The sequence below is a fragment of the Amycolatopsis sp. cmx-8-4 genome (assembly GCF_046548675.1).
Taxonomy (GTDB): domain Bacteria; phylum Actinomycetota; class Actinomycetes; order Mycobacteriales; family Pseudonocardiaceae; genus Amycolatopsis.
In genome coordinates this window covers 1-16965 of record NZ_JAEBDZ010000005.1, presented here as the reverse complement: position 1 = coordinate 16965, position 16965 = coordinate 1, and the positions used below count along the sequence as shown (strand labels likewise).

Sequence of the window (16965 nt, the reverse complement as noted above, 5' to 3'; positions counted from 1 at the left end):
TGGCTAGACCTGGCCGCGCTTCTTGCGTTCGGTGTACTCGCGCATCCGCTTGGGGTAGCCGATCCGCGCGACCTCGTAGACCGGGATCGAGCGGCGCTGGCCGAAGTTCTGCGCGGCGTCGAGGCCGCTGATCCGGCGCCGGGTCCACTCGCCGTCGTGGGCGACCAACACCACTGTGGTCTCGGTGACGTTCGTCTTCGGCTCGACGAACGCCTCCACCCCGCGCCGTGAGGCCGCCCACTCTTCGAGGTGCTTGGTGTCCTCGGTGTTGGCTTTCCGCAGCGTGCCGGCCTTCTGCCCGCCCTTGCCGCGTCTGCGCAGCGAGTCGAAGAGCCCCACCGCGACCACCTCTCCTCCGGGTACTTTGACTGCTCATTATCCCGGAGCGCGCGTGTGGTCGGCGTCGCACACCCGGCTAGGTCGCAGCCCCGTCCGGCGTAGTGACAAGATGGCGGTGTCGCGCGCGCGGTTATACCGGGCAGGGGCGACAACAGAGCACCACCCCACTGCTTGCCGAGGAGCTATTGAAGTGACCGACACCTCCGCCGACCTCGTGATCCTGGGAGGCGGATCGGGCGGCTATGCCGCGGCGTTCCGCGCGGCCGAGCTGGGCCTTTCCGTCACGTTGATCGAGAAGGACAAGCTCGGCGGGACCTGCCTCCACCGGGGCTGCATCCCGACCAAGGCACTGCTGCACGCCGCCGAGGTCGCCGACGAAACCCGCGAAGCCGAGTCCGTCGGCGTCAAGGCCGTCTTCGAGGGCATCGACATCGCCGGGGTCAACAAGTACAAGGACGGGATCGTCTCCCGCCTGTACAAGGGCCTGCAGGGCCTGGCCAAGGCGCACAAGGTGAACCTCGTCGAGGGCAGCGGCACGTTCGTCGGCGGCACGACCGTCGAGGTGGACGGCACCCGCTACACCGGCAAGAACGTCATCCTCGCCACCGGTTCCTACTCGCGCACGCTGCCCGGGCTCGAGCTGGGCGGCCGCGTCATCGCCAGCGAGCAGGCCCTCGCCCTGGACTACGTCCCCAAGAAGGTCGTCGTCCTGGGCGGCGGCGTGATCGGTGTCGAGTTCGCCAGCGTCTGGGCCTCCTTCGGCGTGGACGTCACCATCGTCGAGGCGCTGCCCCGGCTGGTCCCGAACGAGGACGAGTTCGCCTCCAAGCAGCTCGAGCGGGCCTTCCGCCGCCGCAAGATCGCCTTCAAGACCGGCGTGCGGTTCACCGGCGCGAAGCAGGACGACAACGGCGTGAGCGTCTCGCTGGAGTCCGGCGAGACCCTCGAGGCCGACCTGCTCCTGGTCGCCGTCGGCCGCGGCCCGAACTCGGCCGGCCACGGTTACGAGGAGGCCGGCGTCAAGATCGAGCGCGGCTTCGTCCTCACCGACGACCGGCTGCGCACCAACCTGCCGAACGTCTACGCCGTCGGCGACATCGTCCCCGGCCTGCAGCTCGCGCACCGCGGCTTCCAGCAGGGCATCTTCGTCGCCGAGGAGATCGCCGGGCTCGCCCCGCGCGAGATCGACGAGAGCGGCATCCCGCGGGTCACCTACTCGCACCCGGAGGTCGCTTCGGTCGGGCTGACCGAGTCGCAGGCCAAGGAGAAGTACGGTTCGGACGTCACCACGTTCACCTACGACCTCGGCGGCAACGGCAAGAGCCAGATCCTCAAGACCTCCGGCGGGGTCAAGCTGGTCAAGGCGCCGGACGGCCCGGTCGTGGGTGTACACATGGTGGGTGACCGCGTCGGCGAGCTCATCGGCGAAGCGCAGCTGATCTACAGCTGGGAGGCTTTCCCCGAGGACGTCGCCCCGCTCATCCACGCCCACCCCACCCAGACCGAGGCCCTCGGTGAAGCGTTCCTTGCCTTGGCCGGCAAGCCGCTGCACGTGCACAGCTGACGTCTCACCAGCAGAATCCAGACCACGCAGAATCTTGAAAGAGGAGTCAGCGAACGATGGCCTACTCCGTCACATTGCCGGAGCTCGGGGAGAGCGTCACCGAAGGCACCGTCACCCGGTGGCTCAAGCAGGAAGGTGACACCGTCGAGGTCGACGAGCCGTTGCTCGAGATCTCGACCGACAAGGTCGACACCGAGGTGCCCTCCCCGGTGGCGGGCACGGTCGTGAAGATCAGTGCCCAGGAGGACGAGACCGTCGAGGTCGGCGGCGAGCTCGCCGTCATCGACGACGGGTCCGGCGGCGCGCCCGAGTCTTCCGCCCCCGCGCAGGAAGAGCAGAAGTCCGAGCCGGAACCCGAGCCCGAGTCCGCCCCTGAGCCGCAGGCCCAGGAAAGCGCACAGGACAGCGCGCCGAGCAAGCCGGACACCGCGCCGGCCGCCGACGGCGAAGGCACCGAGGTGAAGCTGCCCGAGCTGGGCGAGAGCGTCACCGAGGGCACCGTCACGCGCTGGCTGAAGCAGGTCGGCGACTCGGTCGAGGTCGACGAGCCGCTGCTCGAGATCTCCACCGACAAGGTCGACACCGAGGTGCCGTCGCCGGTCGCCGGCACGGTGCTGGAGATCCGCGCGGGCGAGGACGAGACCGTCGAGGTCGGCGGCGTCCTGGCCGTGATCGGCGCCGCGGGTGCCGCGCCGAAGGCGGAGTCGAAGCCGGAGCCGGTCCAGGAGTCCAAGCCCGAACCGAAGCCGGAGCCCAAGCCCGAGCCGGTCCAGGAGCGCAAGCCCGAGCCCAAGCCGGAACCGAAGCCCGAGCCGAAGGCCGAGCCCGCTCCCGCCGCGGCGAAGGAAAGCTCGGTGGACGGCCCGTACGTCACGCCGCTGGTGCGCAAGCTGGCGTCGGAGCACGGCATCGACCTGTCGAGCCTGACCGGCAGCGGTGTCGGCGGCCGGATCCGCAAGCAGGACGTCCTGGCCGCGGCCGAGGAGAAGCAGAAGGCCGCGGCCGCCCCGGCCCCGGCCGCCGCCGCTCCGGCGGCGCAGGCTCCCGCGGCGTCGGCCCCGGCCGCTCCGCGTCCGACGTCCACCGCGGTCTCCCCGGAGGTCCAGGCGCTGCGCGGCACCGTGCAGAAGGCCAGCCGGATCCGGCAGATCACGGCCACCAAGACCCGCGAGTCGCTGCAGATCGCCGCGCAGCTCACGCAGGTCCAGGAAGTGGACGTGACCAAGATCGCCAAGCTGCGCCAGCGGGCGAAGGGCGCCTTCAAGGAGCGCGAGGGCGTCAACCTGACGTTCCTGCCGTTCTTCGCGAAGGCGACCGTCGAGGCGCTGAAGCAGCACGCGAACGTCAACGCGTCCTACAACGAGGACACGAAGGAGATCACCTACCACGGCGCCGTGCACCTGGGCATCGCGGTGGACACCGAGCGCGGCCTGCTCTCGGTCGTGATCCACGACGCGGGCGAGCTGAGCCTGGCCGGTATCGCGCACCGCATCGCCGACCTGGCGGGCCGGGCGCGGGCCAACCAGATCAAGCCCGACGAGCTGTCCGGTGGCACGTTCTCCATCACCAACATCGGCAGCGTCGGCGCCCTGTTCGACACGCCGATCATCGTGCAGCCGCAGTCGGGCATCCTCGGCACCGGCGCGGTCGTCAAGCGACCGATCGTCGCCACGGACGCCGACGGCAACGACACCATCGCCATCCGCTCGATGGCGTACCTCCCGCTGACCTACGACCACCGCCTGGTGGACGGGGCCGACGCGGGCCGCTTCCTGATGACGATCAAGCAGCGTCTGGAAGAGGGCAACTTCGAGGACGAGCTCGGTCTCTGACTCGAGCAGGACGAAGGCCGCCACGGAATTCCCGTGGCGGCCTTCGCCGTTTCCGGACGCGAGTTTCGAGCGCCCCGATGTCCGTGAAGGACTCCTTCCCGGCGCTAAAGGCCGGGAAGGAGTCCTTCACGGCTTTCCGGGCCGGTTTCCCGCGGGACCCGGAGTGCGGCGCGGACTCCGATGGGCCACGATCGACCCATGCGAGTACTCATCGCCGGAGCGAGCGGCTTGATCGGGTCGGCGCTGCGCGACCGCCTGCGGCGCGACGGCCACGACGTCCGCACGCTGGTGCGGCGCGAAACCCGGGCGGCGGGCGAACACCGCTGGGATCCGCCCGCCGGCACCATCACCGACGGTGCTTTCGAGGGGGTCGACGCCGTCGTCAACTTGGGTGGCAAGCCGCTGTTTCCCGGCCGCTGGAGCGCGATGCGCAAGCAGCAGCTGACCGACAGCCGCGTCGAACCGACCGAGGTGCTCGCCGAAGCCGTCGCCGAACACGGTGTCGGCGTGCTGGTCAACGCCTCCGCCGTGGGTTACTACGGTAACCCCGGACCGTCCACTGTGGACGAGAATTCCCCGCAGGGGCAAGGGTTCCTGGCCGAACTGTGCGCGGAGTGGGAAGCCGCGACGGCGGCGGCGCGTGACGCGCGGGTCGTCCACATCCGGACCGGGCTCGTGCTGTCGGCCAAGGGCGGGCTCTACGGCACCCTGCGGCCGCTCTTCCGGTTCTGCCTGGGCGCGCGTCTCGGCGACGGCCGCCAGTACATGCCGTGGATCGCCCTCGAGGACGAGGTCGGCGCGATCGTCCACGCCCTCACGCACGATTCGCTGTCCGGCCCGGTGAACCTGACCGGGCCCGCGCCGGTGACCAACGCCGAGTTCACCCGCGCGATCGGCCGCGCGCTGCACCGGCCCGCGCCGTGGTTCGTGCCCGGGTTCGCGCTCAAAGCCGTGCTCGGCCAGGCCGGCGAGGAGATGGCCCTGTTCGGGCAGCGCGCGCTCCCGGCCGCGTTGGAGCGCTCCGGTTACGCGTTCCGGCACCCGACGCTGGACAGCGCGCTCGCCGCGGCATGACCGTCCGGATCCGGCGCTGGCTCGTCGTCGGCGTGGTGCTGTCCGCCGCGTTCGTCCTGCTCGGGCTGAGCGTCGCGCGGCAGCCGCTCGCCCTCGACGTCGCCGTGGCCGATGCCCTCCACGACGTCTACGCCCAGCCGCTCGGCCGGGTCGCCCAAGCCGGCAGCGACGTCCTCGGCCCGGTGCTCCCGTTCGTCCTCGGCACGGCCCTGGTGGCGCTGGCGCTGCGGCGGCGCGAGCATGTCGGCCTGTGCGTCCGGCTGGCGGTCGTGCTGGTGCTCTGCCGGCTGACCAGCCTGGTGTTCAAGCCGATCTTCCTGCGCGAACGCCCCCGCGACTACCCGGACCTGAGCTACCCGAGCGGGCACGTGACGTCGGTGGCGAGCACCGGGTTCGTCCTGCTCCTGCTGTGCGCGTGGTTGTGGCCGCGGCTGGTGAAGCGGGTCGCGGTGGCCGTCGTCGTGGCCACCGTGCTGATCGCCGCCTGCCGGGTCGTGCTGGGTGTGCACTGGGTCACCGACACGATCGGCGCGGTGCTGGCCGTGACCGGTGTCGGGCTGCTCTCAGCGTGCGCTTTGCGCCTGCTTCCGCCGGGTGACGGGCGTAGCCTCGACGGGTGAGTTCTTCCCGGATTTCCTGCCGCGCCAGCACCGAACCCGTCGACGTCCGCGAGCTCGGCACGATCGACTACACCGAGGCCTGGGAGCTCCAGCGGAGCTCGCTCACCGCCCGGGCCGACGGCACCGCCGGCGACACGATGCTCCTGCTGCAGCACCCGTCGGTGTACACCGCCGGGAAGCGCACCGAGCCCGCCGACCGGCCCACCGACGGCACCCCGGTGATCGACGTCGACCGCGGCGGCAAGATCACCTGGCACGGCCCCGGCCAGCTGGTCGGCTACCCGATCGTGAAGCTCGCCGACCCGATCGACGTCGTGCACTACGTGCGGCGGCTCGAGGAGGCGCTGATCCACGTGTGCGACCAGCTGGGCGTGCACACCGGCCGCGTCGAAGGCCGCAGCGGCGTCTGGATCCCGGCCGACGAGCGCGGCATCGAGCGCAAGATCGCCGCGATCGGCATCCGCGTCCAGCGCGGCGTGACGATGCACGGCTTCGAGCTGAACTGCGACGCCGACCTGGCCGCGTTCGACAGCATCGTGCCGTGCGGCATCCGCGACGCGGGCGTCACGTCGCTGTCGTACGAGCTGCAGAAGGACGTCAGCGTGGAGGCGGTCCTGCCGCTGGCGCGCGACGCCGTCCTCGCGGCCCTCGAAGGCGAGCTGCCGGTGAGCGACGACCGCTGGCTGCCGCGCCCCGAGGCCCCGCAGGCCGCGGGCGTCACCTTCGCCCTGCAGAACTGACAAAAGCCGTGAAGGCCTCCTTCCCGGCCATAAGAGCCGGGAAGGAGGCCTTCACGGCTTTTGAGCTCAGTCCAGCTGCGGGGCGACCTCGGCGGCGATGAGGTCGATCTGGTCCAGGTCGGACAGGTCCAGCAGCTGCAGGTAGACGCGGGTGATCCCGGTCTTCTCACGCCACTGCCCGATCCGGTCGACGACCTCGGCGGGCGAGCCGGCCAAGCCGCTCTCCCGCAGCCCGGCGACGTCGCGCCCGATGGCCGACGCCCGGTGCTCGACCTCTGCGTCGTCGCGGCCGACGCCGATGACCAGCGCCACCGAGCGCAGGATCTCCTTCGGGTCGCGGCCGATCTCCTGCGCCGCCGCCTCGACGCGGGCGAACTGCGCGGCCGCGGTCTCCTGGTCGGCGAACGGCAGGTTGAACTCGTCGGCGAAACGCGCGGCCAGCGCCGGGGTGCGCTTCTTGCCCGAGCCGCCGATGATCACCGGCGGCGCCGGCGACTGGGCCGGCTTCGGCAGCGCCGGCGAGTCGGTCAGCGTGTAGTGGCCGCCCGTGAAGGAGTACGTCTCCCCCGCCGGCGTCTTCCACAGCCCGGTGATGATCTCGAGCTGCTCGGCGTAGCGGTCGAAGCGCTCCTTCAGCGGCGGCAGCGTGAGGCCGTACGCCTCGTGCTCGGCGTCGTACCAGCCGGCACCGAAGCCGAACTCCACCCGCCCACCGGACATCTGGTCGACCTGCGCCACCGAGATGGCCAGCGGCCCGGGGTGGCGGAAGGTCGCCGCGGTGACGAGCGTGCCGAGCCGGATCCGGCTCGTCTCCCGGGCCAGTCCGGCGAGCGTGATCCACGCGTCGGTCGGGCCGGGCAGGCCGTCGGCCTCCCCCATCCTCAGGTAGTGGTCGCTGCGGAAGAAAGCGTCGTAGCCGGCGGCTTCGGTCGCCTTGGCGACGCGCAGCAGGTCGTCGTAGCTGGCCCCTTGCTGGGGCTCGGTGAAGATCCTCAAGTCCACGAAGATCAGCCTATAGACGGAGCGGCCTCTTCGCCGTCGGTGCGCCGCAGCCGGACCAGCATGCGGACGATCACGTCCTCGATCTCGGCGCCGACCTTCTTCGGGTCCGGCGAGCTGGCGATCTCGGTGGCCGCGCTCGACAGCGCGCCGAACAGCAGCCGCGCGGTGACCTCGACCGGCACCGGCTCGACCTCGCCCGCGTCGATCAGCGACTGCAGGCCCGTCCGCACCAGCCCGAAGCTGCACCGTTCCTCGGCCTCGCGCCAGCGCTCCCAGCCCATCACGACCGGCGCCTCGTGGATGGCGATCCGCTGGTAGGCGGGGTCGAGGCAGGCGCGGATGAACGCGTTGAGGCCGCCGAGGGCCCGCTCCCAGGGGGTGCCCTCGCCGTTCATGATCTTGTCCAGGCGGTCGTAAACGAGGCTTTCGACCGAGTCGAACGCGGCTTCGAACAGGGCCTGCTTACCGCTGAAGTGGTGGTAGAGCGCACCCTTCGTCACCCGGGCGCGCTTGGCGATCTCGTCGAGCGAGGTCCCCGCGTACCCGCGCTTGGTGATCAGTTCCACCGCGCTGTCGACCAGCGCCGACCGCGTCGACTCGGAGTAGTCGAGTCGCCTGGACCTCATTGTCGCCACCTTCACAACTTTACGCCCGGAGGACCTCTCCATACCCATGGTATGTTCACCGGGTCAGGTCCGTACCGGGAGTATGCCGCAGACCCGCGGTATGACCCCCGCCACGGAAGGGGAGCCACACCATGAGCTGGACCGACTTCTACCGACGTCAGGAAATCCTCGAAGCCACCGTCCGCCAAGCGGGCCGGGACCCGGGCGCGCCGCTGCCGCTCGACGAGGTACCCGGAGCCGAAGACCACTTCGGCGGCGAAGAGAACGTCCTCGCCGCCCTGCAGTACAAGTGGACGCAGGTGCTGGCCGGCCGGCTGCGCACCGAGGTCACCGACCCGGACGACGCCGACGGCTACGGCGACCACGTCGACGCCGTCACCCGCGCCTGGCGCGCCACCGTCGACGAGCACGAGACGCTGCGTGCGGTGCTCGACGGCGGGCTCAAGCGCCACGCGTCGCTGCGCCGCATGCACGAAGGCGAGCTGCGGATGCTCGCCGTCACCTCGGGGCTGGCGGACCCGCGCGAGCCGGCCGACGAGATCGTCCAGGTGGGCCGCACCCTCGAGGCGCTGCTGCGCACGAGCCGCGAGGAACCCGCCCGCCGCCGTCCCATGATGGGACACCTGCGCCGCCTGCTCGCGCCGAGCGCGTAACCACGGTTAAGTAAGCGCATGACTGAGCGTTGGGCCGAAGCCGACATCGCCGACCAGACCGGCCGCACCGCGGTGGTCACCGGCGCGAACTCCGGCCTCGGCCTCCGCACGGCCGAGGTGCTCGCGGGCAAGGGGGCCCGCGTGCTCCTCGCGTGCCGCTCCGCCGAACGCGGCGCGAAGGCCCTGGAGCAGGTACGCGCGGCCGCCTCGGGCGCCGCACCCGAACTGGTGAAGCTGGACCTGGCCGACCTCGCTTCGGTCCGCGAAGCCGCCGCGTCGGTGCGGGAACGCACCGGCGACCGGCTGGACCTGCTGATCAACAACGCCGGGCTGATGATGACACCGCGCGGCAAGACCGCCGACGGCTTCGAGACCCAGTTCGGCACCAACCACCTCGGGCACGCGGCACTGACCTGGCTGCTGCTGCCGGCGTTGCGCGGCGGCGGCGGCGCCCGCGTCGTCACACTTTCGAGTGTCGCCGCGACCGGCGCGCGCATCGACGTCGCCGACCCGAACTTCGCGCACCGCCGCTACAACCCGGGCGCCGCCTACGGCCAGTCGAAGCTGGCCAACCAGGTGTTCGCGCTCGAGCTGAACCGCCGGCTGCGCGCCGCCGGCGACGACATCCTCAGCGTCGCCGCCCACCCGGGTTACACGTGGACCGGCCTCGGCCAGGGCATGGCCCGCTCCTACCGCAACCCGCTGCTGCGCGCCGTGATCGGCGGCGGCAACCGGCTCGGCGAGATCCTGCTGGCCCAGGGCCCCCGCATGGGCGCGCTCCCGCAGCTGTACGCGGCCACCGCGGACGGCATCGAAGGCGGCGAATACATCGGCCCGCGCGGCGTCGGCGGCCTGCGGGGTTACCCCGTGAAGGTGAACCCGCTGACGCCCGCGCGCAGCGAGGCGCTGGGGGCCGCGTTGTGGGACCTCACCGCGAAGTTGACCGGCGTCACGCCCGACCCCGCGTAGGCGGAACGGCCCGCGCGGCGGGCGTAGGCTTGATCCCGTGAGTGCTGCGCCTGAAGGCCGGAAGCTGCTGCGTCTCGAAGTCCGCAACAGCGAAACGCCGATCGAGAAGAAGCCGCCGTGGATCAAGACGCGGGTGCGGATGGGGCCGGAGTTCACCGAACTCAAGGGCCTCGTGCGCCGCGAAGGTCTGCACACCGTCTGCGAAGAAGCGGGCTGTCCCAACATCTACGAATGCTGGGAAGACCGCGAAGCCACGTTCCTCATCGGTGGTGACCAGTGCACGCGCCGGTGCGACTTCTGCCAGATCGACACGGGTAAGCCCGCTGAGCTGGACCGGACGGAGCCGCGGAAGGTCGCGGAGTCCGTCCAGGCCATGGGGCTGCGGTACTCGACGGTCACCGGCGTCGCTCGTGACGACCTCGCCGACGGTGGCGCCTGGCTGTACGCCGAGACCGTGCGCCAGATCCACGACCTGAACCCGGGCACCGGCGTCGAGTTGCTGATCCCGGACTTCAACGCGGACCCGGAGCAGCTGGCCGAGGTCTTCGGCTCGCGGCCGGAGGTGCTGGCGCACAACGTCGAAACGGTCCCGCGGATCTTCAAGCGGATCCGTCCCGGCTTCCGCTACGCGCGTTCCCTGGACGTCATCACGGCCGCGCGTGAAGCGGGCTTGGTGACGAAGTCGAACCTGATCCTCGGCATGGGGGAGACCCCGGACGAGGTCGCCCCGGCGATGCAGGACCTGGTCGACGCGGGCTGCGAGATCCTCACCATCACGCAGTACCTGCGGCCGTCGCCGCGGCACCACCCGGTGGACCGGTGGGTCAAGCCGGAGGAGTTCGTCGAGCACTCTCACGCGGCCGAAGCGATGGGCTTCGCCGGTGTCATGGCGGGTCCGCTCGTGCGCTCGTCGTACCGCGCGGGACGTCTTTACGCCCAGACGAAGGCCCACCGCGGCGAGGTTCTGCCGGAGAACCTGCAGCACCTCGCGGTCGAAGGCCCCGCCGCCCAGGAAGCCGCGTCGCTGCTGGCGCGGTGACCGACGCCACACCACCAACCTTAAAGGATCGGTAAAGTGGCGCGCATGGCCCTGGTTTCGGATCTCCTCAGCTGGTTGCAAGGACTCCCGGAACCGGGGCTCGTCGCGGCGACCGGCGGGCTGGTGTTCGCCGAGTGCACGATCGGCCTGGGTTTCCTGGCCCCCGGCGAATCCGGCCTGCTCATCGCCGCGACGACGGCGAACACGGTCGCCCGCTTCCTGGCACTGTGGACGGTCGTCACGCTGTGCGCGACAGCGGGTGACGCCCTCGGCTACGTCATCGGCCGTCGCTTCGGACCGCGGCTGCGCGAGACCAAACTGATCCGCAAGTACGGCCTTGAGGCCTGGGACAAGGCGACGTCGGTCCTGGAACGCCGGGGCGCGTGGGCGGTGTTCTTCGCGAGGTTCCTGCCGGTGATCCGCACGCTGACGCCGGCCGCGGCGGGAACGTCGGGCCTGCCGTTCCGCCGGTTCCTGCCCGCGGCCGCGGCGGGCGCGTTCTGCTGGTCGCTGGTCCACATCAGCATCGGCGCCGCCCTGGGCGAAGCGGCGAAGCGCATCGAAGGCGCGTTGAACACGGGCGGCCTGGTCGTGATCGGCGTGCTGGCGGCGGTCGCGGTGTTCTTCTTGCTGCGCTTGAAGAAGCGCAAGACGCTCGCGGCGGCCGAACCGGAGCCCGAGCGCGTTCCCTGACACGGAAAGCCCTGAAGGTGCCCCTCACGGCCTTTAGCGCCGTGAAGGTGCCTTCACGGCTTACAAGCCGGGTCCACGAGGGTGCGGCCCGAGACGCCAGGCCGCACCCTCCCGGCGTCAGCGACGGGCGCGCGTCGCCTTGCCGGCGGCCCAGCCGATCAAGCCGAGCGCCAACAGCGCCCCACCGGCGACGAACGGCCAGGAACCGGTGCCCGGCGCGGACGCCGGAACGGGAGTGGCGGCGAGGTCGTAGCCGCCGAGCTTGCCCTGCGCCCGGTACGCCGAACCGGGCAGCTTGTCGCCGTACAACCGGTGCACCAGCTGCTGGTACGCCGGCACCGCGACGCCGTCGCCGACCCGCGAGCGAGCCGGGTCGTTGAGCGGCAGCACCCGGCCGTCGCGGATCCGGTACCAGGCGTTGACCTGCGGCTCGGTGAACACGACGTCCGCGCCCGCCTGCGCCGGGTAGGTCACCTCCTCGGTGCCGGTGGTGAAGTTGGTCGCCGCCCAGCCCGACGCTTCCGGGGTGAGCCAGACCGTCGCCTGACGGCCCGTCGACGCCTGCGTCCGCACGGCGAAGTACGCGAACGCCGCGGGCCGCGCGTCCGGCGTCCCGGCGACGAACGCGGGGTCGAGCGAGTAGACGCGCAACGGCTCGCCGGTGACGCGAGGCGCCTGCTCCGCGTCGGCCCGCGTGACGCCGGAACGCTGGTCGAGCTGGCCGAAGAACGACGACAGCTTCGCCGTCGTGTCCGCCGAGGCGAGCACCTGCTTGGCCGCCGTGACGTCGGTGCCGGACGGTTCCGAAGCCGAAGCCGGGCCGCCGAAACCGAGCACCAGGGCGGAGCCGGCGAGGAGGGTGACGAGTCCGCGGTAGAGGTTCATGTCACGCCCCGATCCGGTAGAGGGACTGGGCCCACTGGAACTGCCCGTTGCGGACGTAGCTCGAGTGCGCTGTAGCGCTGGCTGCTCGGCCACGGGTCGCCGTAGTAGACGAGCCCGCTCGCGTCGTAGCCGTAGATCACCTGGGCGTGGCCGCCGCCGGCCGTCCAGTAGATGCCCGTCTCGACCGGGCGCCGCGCGGTGATCTCGCTCTGCACGGACGCGAAGCTCAGTGCGCTGGTCACGGTGCCGGGCCGCAGCCCGAGCGCCTGGTAGCCGCGCTGGACGTACGTCAGCTCGCCGGCCTGGTTGGGGCACTGCGAGCCGGCCGGGTAGCCGCGGGAGTAGTCGCAGAAGGTGTTCTGGCTGACGCTCGAGCCGTAGCCCAGGAACCGCGCGATGGTCAGGCCGCTCGCGGCCCAGCACCACTGGTTCTGTTCCTGGACGAGCTGGCTGATGGCCAGGGTGGTGGCGGCCCGCGGGGCGGCCGTCGCGGGCGGGGAGAACAAGCCGGCCAGCGCGACGCACAGCACGCCGATCGCCATTGATCGTCTGAGGTGCATTCGTTGCTCCTTGTCGGCAACAGGTGGGGACTTCGTGAGCGTCTCCCGTTGCCGCGCCGGGCAGTAATCCCAGCGGGGATAACATCGGCGTTATGCCGCCTATCGGGCGGAGACCAACCGTTCGCCCGGTTCCTCCGGATGCTGGCGGCACCACCGCGCGAAGTGCGGGTTCCGCTGCCGCGACGCCACATACGCGACCTCGGCGCAGCGGAACACCTCGTCGGTCGCCGGCGTGCGGGCGTCGTCCTCCCGCGTCGCGAACAGCAGCGTGGTCCACAGCGGGTCACCGGCGAGCGGCAGCGCGAGCAGCCCGGGCGGCGGAGCGGACGCGGCCTGCGCGAGGCACACCGCCCCCTGCGCGATCAGCGTCCCCGCGGTACCCGCCTCGGACGTGAAGTGCCGCACCCGCGGCGTGAACCCGGCCGCCGCGCAGGCCTGCAGGAACCGCACGCGCACGCAGTTTTCGTGCGGTGGCGGCAGGATCCAGTCGACGTCGGCCAGATCGGCGAGGTCGACGACGCCGCCGCGGATGGCCGGGTGCCCCTGCGCGATCCCGACGAAGATCGGCTCGGTGGCCAGCGTCCGCACGGTCAGCCCGGCGTAGTGGTGCGGCTCGGTGCCGTCGAACCGTTCGAGCAGCGCGACGTCCACCCGGCCGGTCGAAAGCAGCTTCAGCAGGGTCAGCGACGCCGGTTCGGCGTAGGTCTGGACGTCGAGCGTCTTCCCCAGCTCTTCGATGAACCGGCCGATGATGAGCAACGGCACGTACCCGACCTTCAGCGTCTCCGCGACACCTTCGCCGTGACTCCGCGCGGTGGCGACGAGGGCCTGCATGTCGGACAGCAGGGCGTCGGCGCGGGCGAGCACGAACCGGCCGAGCTCGGTGGGGCGCACCCCACTCGGCTCGCGGACGAACAGGTCGCCGCCGAGGATGCGCTCGATGCGCTTGAGCTGGGCGGTGAGGGCAGGCTGGCTGACGCCCAGCACGGTGGCGGCACGGCTCACACTGCCGCCGTCGGCGACGGCGCGGACGGCCCGGAGATGGCGCAGTTCCAGCTCGGCCACGTCCAGCAGGTTAACGCCGGCTTCACGGCCGGCACGACCTGCGAAAGTCGGGCTTACTACATTCGGCGGTATGAGTTTCGCGGATCTTCCCCGGCCGATCGGCTTCGTCCTCGGCGGTGGCGGCAGTCTGGGCGCGATGCAGGTCGGCATGCTGCGCGCGGTCGCCGAGGCCGGGATCACCCCGGACCTGGCGGTCGGCACGTCGGTCGGCTCGCTCAACGCGGCCGTGCTGGCCCTGACCCACGACGACCCGATCGAGCGGCTGCGCGGCATCTGGGCGCACATGACGCGCGACGAGGCGTTCCCCGGCGGCGTGCTGAGCCGCGTCCGGACGCTGACACAGAGCAAGACACATCTGTTCACCAACCGCGGCCTGACGAAGATCATCGACGAGCACGTCGGCGCCGGCCGCCGGTTCGAGGACCTGGCGCTGCCGCTCGGCGTCGTCACCACGCAGGTCGACACGGCCGAGCCGCTGCTGATCCGGTCCGGTCCCCTGCTGGCGCCGCTGCTGGCCAGCTGCGCGATCCCGGGGATCTTCCCGCCGGTCGAGTACGAGGGGCGGCTGCTGTACGACGGCGGGCTCGTCGCGAACGTCCCGATGCGGCAAGCGCTGGCGATGGGCGCTCGCACGTTGGTCGTGTTCGACTGCGCGTTCCCCGGGAAGCTGCCGAGCGCGCCGCGGACGTTCGCCGAGGTGATGATGTTCACCGCGATGATCAGCATGCGGAACCAGGCCGTGCTGGAGGCGCCGCTCGCGGCGTCCCAGGTGCCGGTGGTGTACCTGCCCGGGCCGGCACCCTCACGGGTGAACCCGCTGGACTTCGGACACACAGACGCGCTGGCCACAGAGGCGTACGACGCGGCGCGGGAGTTCCTCGACGGGATTTCGGTGTCCGGTGCGGGCCTTTACGGCGCTCCTGGTCTGGTCGTCACGTGATCCACGTCACGACGATGCACCGATCCGGTCGGAAGGACGTCATCGCTATCGCGTAGTTTTGATGGTAATGCCCGCCGATCCCAATTTCCCAAAAAGAGACAATATGCTCCCCAAGAAGACTTTACTTTCGGTGGCCGGGATTCTCGCCGGAGCACTGCTGCTTTCCGCCTGCTCGTCCGGTGACGACGGTGGTTCGCCCGCCAACGGGGCGCCGACGTCCGGATCCGAGGCGCCATCCGCGACCCCGGTGGCGGTGACGTTCGAGCCGGCGGGCGGCACAGGAGTGAACCCCGCGATCCCCGTCGTCGTCAAGGCGGCCAACGGGAAGCTCATCGACGTCACGGTCACCAACACGGCGAAGGGGAAACCGGTGGCCGGCAAACTGGCGACGGACTCCCTCAGCTGGACGTCCAGCGAACCGCTCGGCTACGGCGCGACGTACAAGATCGTCGCGCACGCCCAGGGCGCCGACGGGAAGCCGATCGAGCAGGACAACCAGATCAGCACGATCGCCCCGAAGAAGCAGGCCAACGCCAACCTGATCCCGGCGCCGTCCGCGGTGTCGAGCACCGGTGTCGGCGTCGGGCAGCCGATCGTCTTCAGCTTCGGCAAGATCGCCGTCAAGAACAAGGCGGACGTCGAGAAGGCCCTCACGGTGGAGTCGTCACCGAAGCAGGAGGGCGGCTGGTACTGGATCGACGACTCGAACGTCCACTACCGGCCGAAGGAGTACTGGAAGGCCGGCACCACGCTGAAGGTCACGGCGAAGATCTACGGCGTCGATTTCGGAAACGGCGTCTTCGGCGCAGAGGATCGCACGGAGACGTACAAGGTGCACGATTCCTGGATCGCGAAGGCGGACGGGAACACCGAGCAGATGCAGATCTTCCACAACGGCGCCATGGTGAAGGCCATGCCCATCTCGATGGGCAAGGACGCGACGCCGACGCATTTGGGCGCGCACATCATTTCGGACAAGCAGGCCAACTACACGATGGACTCGTGCACGTACGGCGTCTGCCCGCCCGACCCGAAGGCGTACCGCTCCAACGAGAAGTTCTCACAGCGGATTTCGAACGACGGCGAGTTCGTCCACGAGAACCCGAACAGCGTGGGCCAGCAGGGAAGCTCGAACGTCTCCCACGGCTGCATCAACCTGAACGCCGCGAACGCCCAGTGGTTCTTCCAGAACCTGGGCCTGGGCGACGTAGTAGAGGTAACCAACTCGGGCGGCCCCCAGCTCCCGGTCTGGGACCTGTACGGCGACTGGTCCAAGTCCTGGGCCGACTGGCAAGCCGGCTCGGCGGTGAAGTAACTGCGGTTTGGTCAGGGGCCGGGAGCTTTCGCTCCCGGCCCCTTTCTTTGTGCCCTGCTTCGCAAGTCATGCTCCGAGAGTCACGAGGTCTAGTACTACAGGGCTAGATCTCGCGTGTCGGTCTGTGATGCTGATCGCCGGTTGTGCGATTATTTATCGGTGACCATTCCTTTTGCTGGGCAGGCTGACGTTGCGGGCGGTGTGAGTCGGGAAGATCTGGCCGCGTGGGATCAGAAGTTCCAGGATGTCTGCGCGCGGCTTGACGGATTATTCTACCGGACGGATTCACGTACGCATGCTCGGCATTACCTGCGTGGGTTGATCGCTCCGCTGGAACGGAAGAACGGTTGGACGATCGCCGAGTATTCCGGGAACCCGGAGCCGAAGGCACTGCAGCGACTGTTGAACCTGTCGCCATGGGATGCCGATGAGGCGCGGGATCTGGTACGCGCGTACGCGATGGAACATTTCGCTGACCCGCGTGGAGTGCTGATCGCGGATCCGACCGGGTTCGCAAAGAAGGGGGACAAGTCGGCGGGTGTTCAACGCCAGTATTCAGGAACACTGGGCAGGATAGATAATTGTCAGATCGGCGTATTTCTGGCCTATGCCAACACGGCAGGTGATCGGGTGCTCATCGATCGGGAACTGTACATACCCGACGAATCCTGGTGCGCTGATCCCGGCCGCCGAGCCGAAGCGCATGTGCCGGAGGAACTGACCTTCGCCACACGCCCGAAGCAGGTCCAGGACATGATCGAGCGGGCCGTGACGGCGGAGGTGCCGTTCGCCTGGTTCGCCGCGGACGAGGAGTTCGGGCAAAATCCGGGGCTGCGTACGTATCTGGAAACCGGGGGAATCGCGTATGCGATGGCCGTGCCGAAGAACACCGATATCGTCACCGGCGGCATCTCCTCGGCGGCCGGCCTGCCGACACTGGTCAAACATGTCGCATCCCGGCTGAAACCCCATGATTGGTCCCGTCGTGCCTGCGGGATCGGCGCCAAGGGCTTCCGGACCTATGACTGGGCACTGGTGGATGCCGGCGA

General features: G+C 70.1%; 18 protein-coding genes. 12 read left to right on the top strand and 6 right to left on the bottom strand.

What is annotated here, in order from left to right:
* Nucleotides 1–3 precede the first annotated feature (3 nt).
* Nucleotides 4–348, bottom strand: a complete 345-nt coding sequence (locus ACLJQZ_RS11585; protein ID WP_410620027.1) for an oxidoreductase — start codon at nucleotides 346–348, stop codon at nucleotides 4–6.
* Between the two features lie 181 nt (nucleotides 349–529).
* On the opposite strand from ACLJQZ_RS11585, the gene lpdA reads away from it, so the two are divergent.
* The 5 genes from lpdA (at nucleotide 530) to lipB (ending at nucleotide 6169) form a co-directional block, all read left to right on the top strand.
* On the top strand, nucleotides 530–1903 hold the full coding sequence (gene lpdA / locus ACLJQZ_RS11580; protein ID WP_328443084.1) for a dihydrolipoyl dehydrogenase: 1374 nt from the start codon (nucleotides 530–532) through the stop codon (nucleotides 1901–1903).
* A gap of 56 nt (nucleotides 1904–1959) precedes the next feature.
* A complete protein-coding gene (gene sucB / locus ACLJQZ_RS11575; protein ID WP_410620026.1) occupies nucleotides 1960–3735 on the top strand; it encodes a 2-oxoglutarate dehydrogenase, E2 component, dihydrolipoamide succinyltransferase in 1776 nt (591 codons plus the stop codon).
* A 198-nt stretch (nucleotides 3736–3933) separates the two neighbouring features.
* Nucleotides 3934–4809 (top strand): TIGR01777 family oxidoreductase, encoded by an 876-nt coding sequence (locus tag ACLJQZ_RS11570; protein ID WP_410620025.1) that lies wholly within the window; start codon nucleotides 3934–3936, stop codon nucleotides 4807–4809.
* Nucleotides 4806–5429: a phosphatase PAP2 family protein gene (locus tag ACLJQZ_RS11565; protein WP_328644249.1), complete on the top strand. Its 624-nt coding sequence runs from the start codon at nucleotides 4806–4808 to the stop codon at nucleotides 5427–5429. Before ACLJQZ_RS11570 ends, ACLJQZ_RS11565 begins: the two co-directional genes overlap by 4 nt.
* Nucleotides 5426–6169, top strand: a complete 744-nt coding sequence (gene lipB / locus ACLJQZ_RS11560) for a lipoyl(octanoyl) transferase LipB (protein WP_328614592.1) — start codon at nucleotides 5426–5428, stop codon at nucleotides 6167–6169. Before ACLJQZ_RS11565 ends, lipB begins: the two co-directional genes overlap by 4 nt.
* 66 nt (nucleotides 6170–6235) lie before the next feature.
* Here the strand turns inward: lipB and ACLJQZ_RS11555 are convergent, their stop codons facing one another.
* Together ACLJQZ_RS11555 and ACLJQZ_RS11550 are read right to left on the bottom strand one after the other, a co-directional pair.
* Nucleotides 6236–7171: an LLM class F420-dependent oxidoreductase gene (locus ACLJQZ_RS11555; RefSeq protein WP_410620024.1), complete on the bottom strand. Its 936-nt coding sequence runs from the start codon at nucleotides 7169–7171 to the stop codon at nucleotides 6236–6238.
* Nucleotides 7172–7176: 5 nt separating this feature from the next.
* On the bottom strand, nucleotides 7177–7797 hold the full coding sequence (locus tag ACLJQZ_RS11550; protein WP_326947303.1) for a TetR/AcrR family transcriptional regulator: 621 nt from the start codon (nucleotides 7795–7797) through the stop codon (nucleotides 7177–7179).
* A 131-nt stretch (nucleotides 7798–7928) separates the two neighbouring features.
* Here ACLJQZ_RS11550 and ACLJQZ_RS11545 point away from each other — a divergent pair, with 131 nt between their 5' ends.
* The 4 genes from ACLJQZ_RS11545 to ACLJQZ_RS11530 are packed head-to-tail and all read left to right on the top strand — an operon-like array spanning nucleotide 7929 to nucleotide 11151.
* Complete coding sequence (locus tag ACLJQZ_RS11545; RefSeq protein WP_410620023.1) at nucleotides 7929–8450, top strand: hypothetical protein; 522 nt, start codon at nucleotides 7929–7931, stop codon at nucleotides 8448–8450.
* Between the two features lie 18 nt (nucleotides 8451–8468).
* On the top strand, nucleotides 8469–9419 hold the full coding sequence (locus ACLJQZ_RS11540; RefSeq protein WP_410620022.1) for an oxidoreductase: 951 nt from the start codon (nucleotides 8469–8471) through the stop codon (nucleotides 9417–9419).
* Between the two features lie 37 nt (nucleotides 9420–9456).
* Nucleotides 9457–10458 carry a lipoyl synthase gene (gene lipA, locus ACLJQZ_RS11535; protein WP_410620021.1) on the top strand — a complete coding sequence of 334 codons (1002 nt, stop codon included), beginning with the start codon at nucleotides 9457–9459 and terminating at the stop codon, nucleotides 10456–10458.
* Between the two features lie 45 nt (nucleotides 10459–10503).
* Nucleotides 10504–11151, top strand: a complete 648-nt coding sequence (locus ACLJQZ_RS11530) for a DedA family protein (protein WP_410620020.1) — start codon at nucleotides 10504–10506, stop codon at nucleotides 11149–11151.
* Nucleotides 11152–11268: 117 nt separating this feature from the next.
* Here the strand turns inward: ACLJQZ_RS11530 and ACLJQZ_RS11525 are convergent, their stop codons facing one another.
* The 3 genes from ACLJQZ_RS11525 to ACLJQZ_RS11515 form a co-directional block, all read right to left on the bottom strand.
* A complete protein-coding gene (locus ACLJQZ_RS11525; protein WP_410620019.1) occupies nucleotides 11269–12036 on the bottom strand; it encodes a hypothetical protein in 768 nt (255 codons plus the stop codon).
* Nucleotides 12033–12596: a papain-like cysteine protease family protein gene (locus tag ACLJQZ_RS11520; RefSeq protein ID WP_410620018.1), complete on the bottom strand. Its 564-nt coding sequence runs from the start codon at nucleotides 12594–12596 to the stop codon at nucleotides 12033–12035. The genes ACLJQZ_RS11525 and ACLJQZ_RS11520 overlap by 4 nt, the downstream gene beginning before the upstream one ends.
* Before the next feature lie 99 nt (nucleotides 12597–12695).
* Nucleotides 12696–13661, bottom strand: a complete 966-nt coding sequence (locus ACLJQZ_RS11515; protein ID WP_410620017.1) for a LysR family transcriptional regulator — start codon at nucleotides 13659–13661, stop codon at nucleotides 12696–12698.
* A 70-nt stretch (nucleotides 13662–13731) separates the two neighbouring features.
* Between ACLJQZ_RS11515 and ACLJQZ_RS11510 the strand changes: the two genes are divergently transcribed.
* From ACLJQZ_RS11510 to ACLJQZ_RS11500, 3 genes are all read left to right on the top strand, one after another.
* Nucleotides 13732–14601 (top strand): patatin-like phospholipase family protein, encoded by an 870-nt coding sequence (locus ACLJQZ_RS11510; RefSeq protein WP_410620016.1) that lies wholly within the window; start codon nucleotides 13732–13734, stop codon nucleotides 14599–14601.
* A gap of 103 nt (nucleotides 14602–14704) precedes the next feature.
* On the top strand, nucleotides 14705–15916 hold the full coding sequence (locus ACLJQZ_RS11505) for a L,D-transpeptidase (protein WP_410620015.1): 1212 nt from the start codon (nucleotides 14705–14707) through the stop codon (nucleotides 15914–15916).
* Between the two features lie 159 nt (nucleotides 15917–16075).
* The coding region (locus ACLJQZ_RS11500; protein ID WP_410620014.1) for an IS701 family transposase at nucleotides 16076–16965 on the top strand (890 nt) is incomplete at its 3' end.

Bases quoted from the DNA above. Each gene is read 5' to 3' on its own strand.
- ACLJQZ_RS11540 (WP_410620022.1), top strand. From the start codon at position 8,469: ATGACTGAGCGTTGGGCCGAAGCCGACATCGCCGACCAGACCGGCCGC.
- ACLJQZ_RS11525 (WP_410620019.1), bottom strand. From the start codon at position 12,036: ATGAACCTCTACCGCGGACTCGTCACCCTCCTCGCCGGCTCCGCCCTG.
- sucB (WP_410620026.1), top strand. From the start codon at position 1,960: ATGGCCTACTCCGTCACATTGCCGGAGCTCGGGGAGAGCGTCACCGAA.
- ACLJQZ_RS11510 (WP_410620016.1), top strand. From the start codon at position 13,732: ATGAGTTTCGCGGATCTTCCCCGGCCGATCGGCTTCGTCCTCGGCGGT.
- ACLJQZ_RS11565 (WP_328644249.1), top strand. From the start codon at position 4,806: ATGACCGTCCGGATCCGGCGCTGGCTCGTCGTCGGCGTGGTGCTGTCC.
- ACLJQZ_RS11530 (WP_410620020.1), top strand. From the start codon at position 10,504: ATGGCCCTGGTTTCGGATCTCCTCAGCTGGTTGCAAGGACTCCCGGAA.
- ACLJQZ_RS11505 (WP_410620015.1), top strand. From the start codon at position 14,705: ATGCTCCCCAAGAAGACTTTACTTTCGGTGGCCGGGATTCTCGCCGGA.
- ACLJQZ_RS11570 (WP_410620025.1), top strand. From the start codon at position 3,934: ATGCGAGTACTCATCGCCGGAGCGAGCGGCTTGATCGGGTCGGCGCTG.
- ACLJQZ_RS11545 (WP_410620023.1), top strand. From the start codon at position 7,929: ATGAGCTGGACCGACTTCTACCGACGTCAGGAAATCCTCGAAGCCACC.
- ACLJQZ_RS11520 (WP_410620018.1), bottom strand. From the start codon at position 12,596: ATGCACCTCAGACGATCAATGGCGATCGGCGTGCTGTGCGTCGCGCTG.
- ACLJQZ_RS11550 (WP_326947303.1), bottom strand. From the start codon at position 7,797: ATGAGGTCCAGGCGACTCGACTACTCCGAGTCGACGCGGTCGGCGCTG.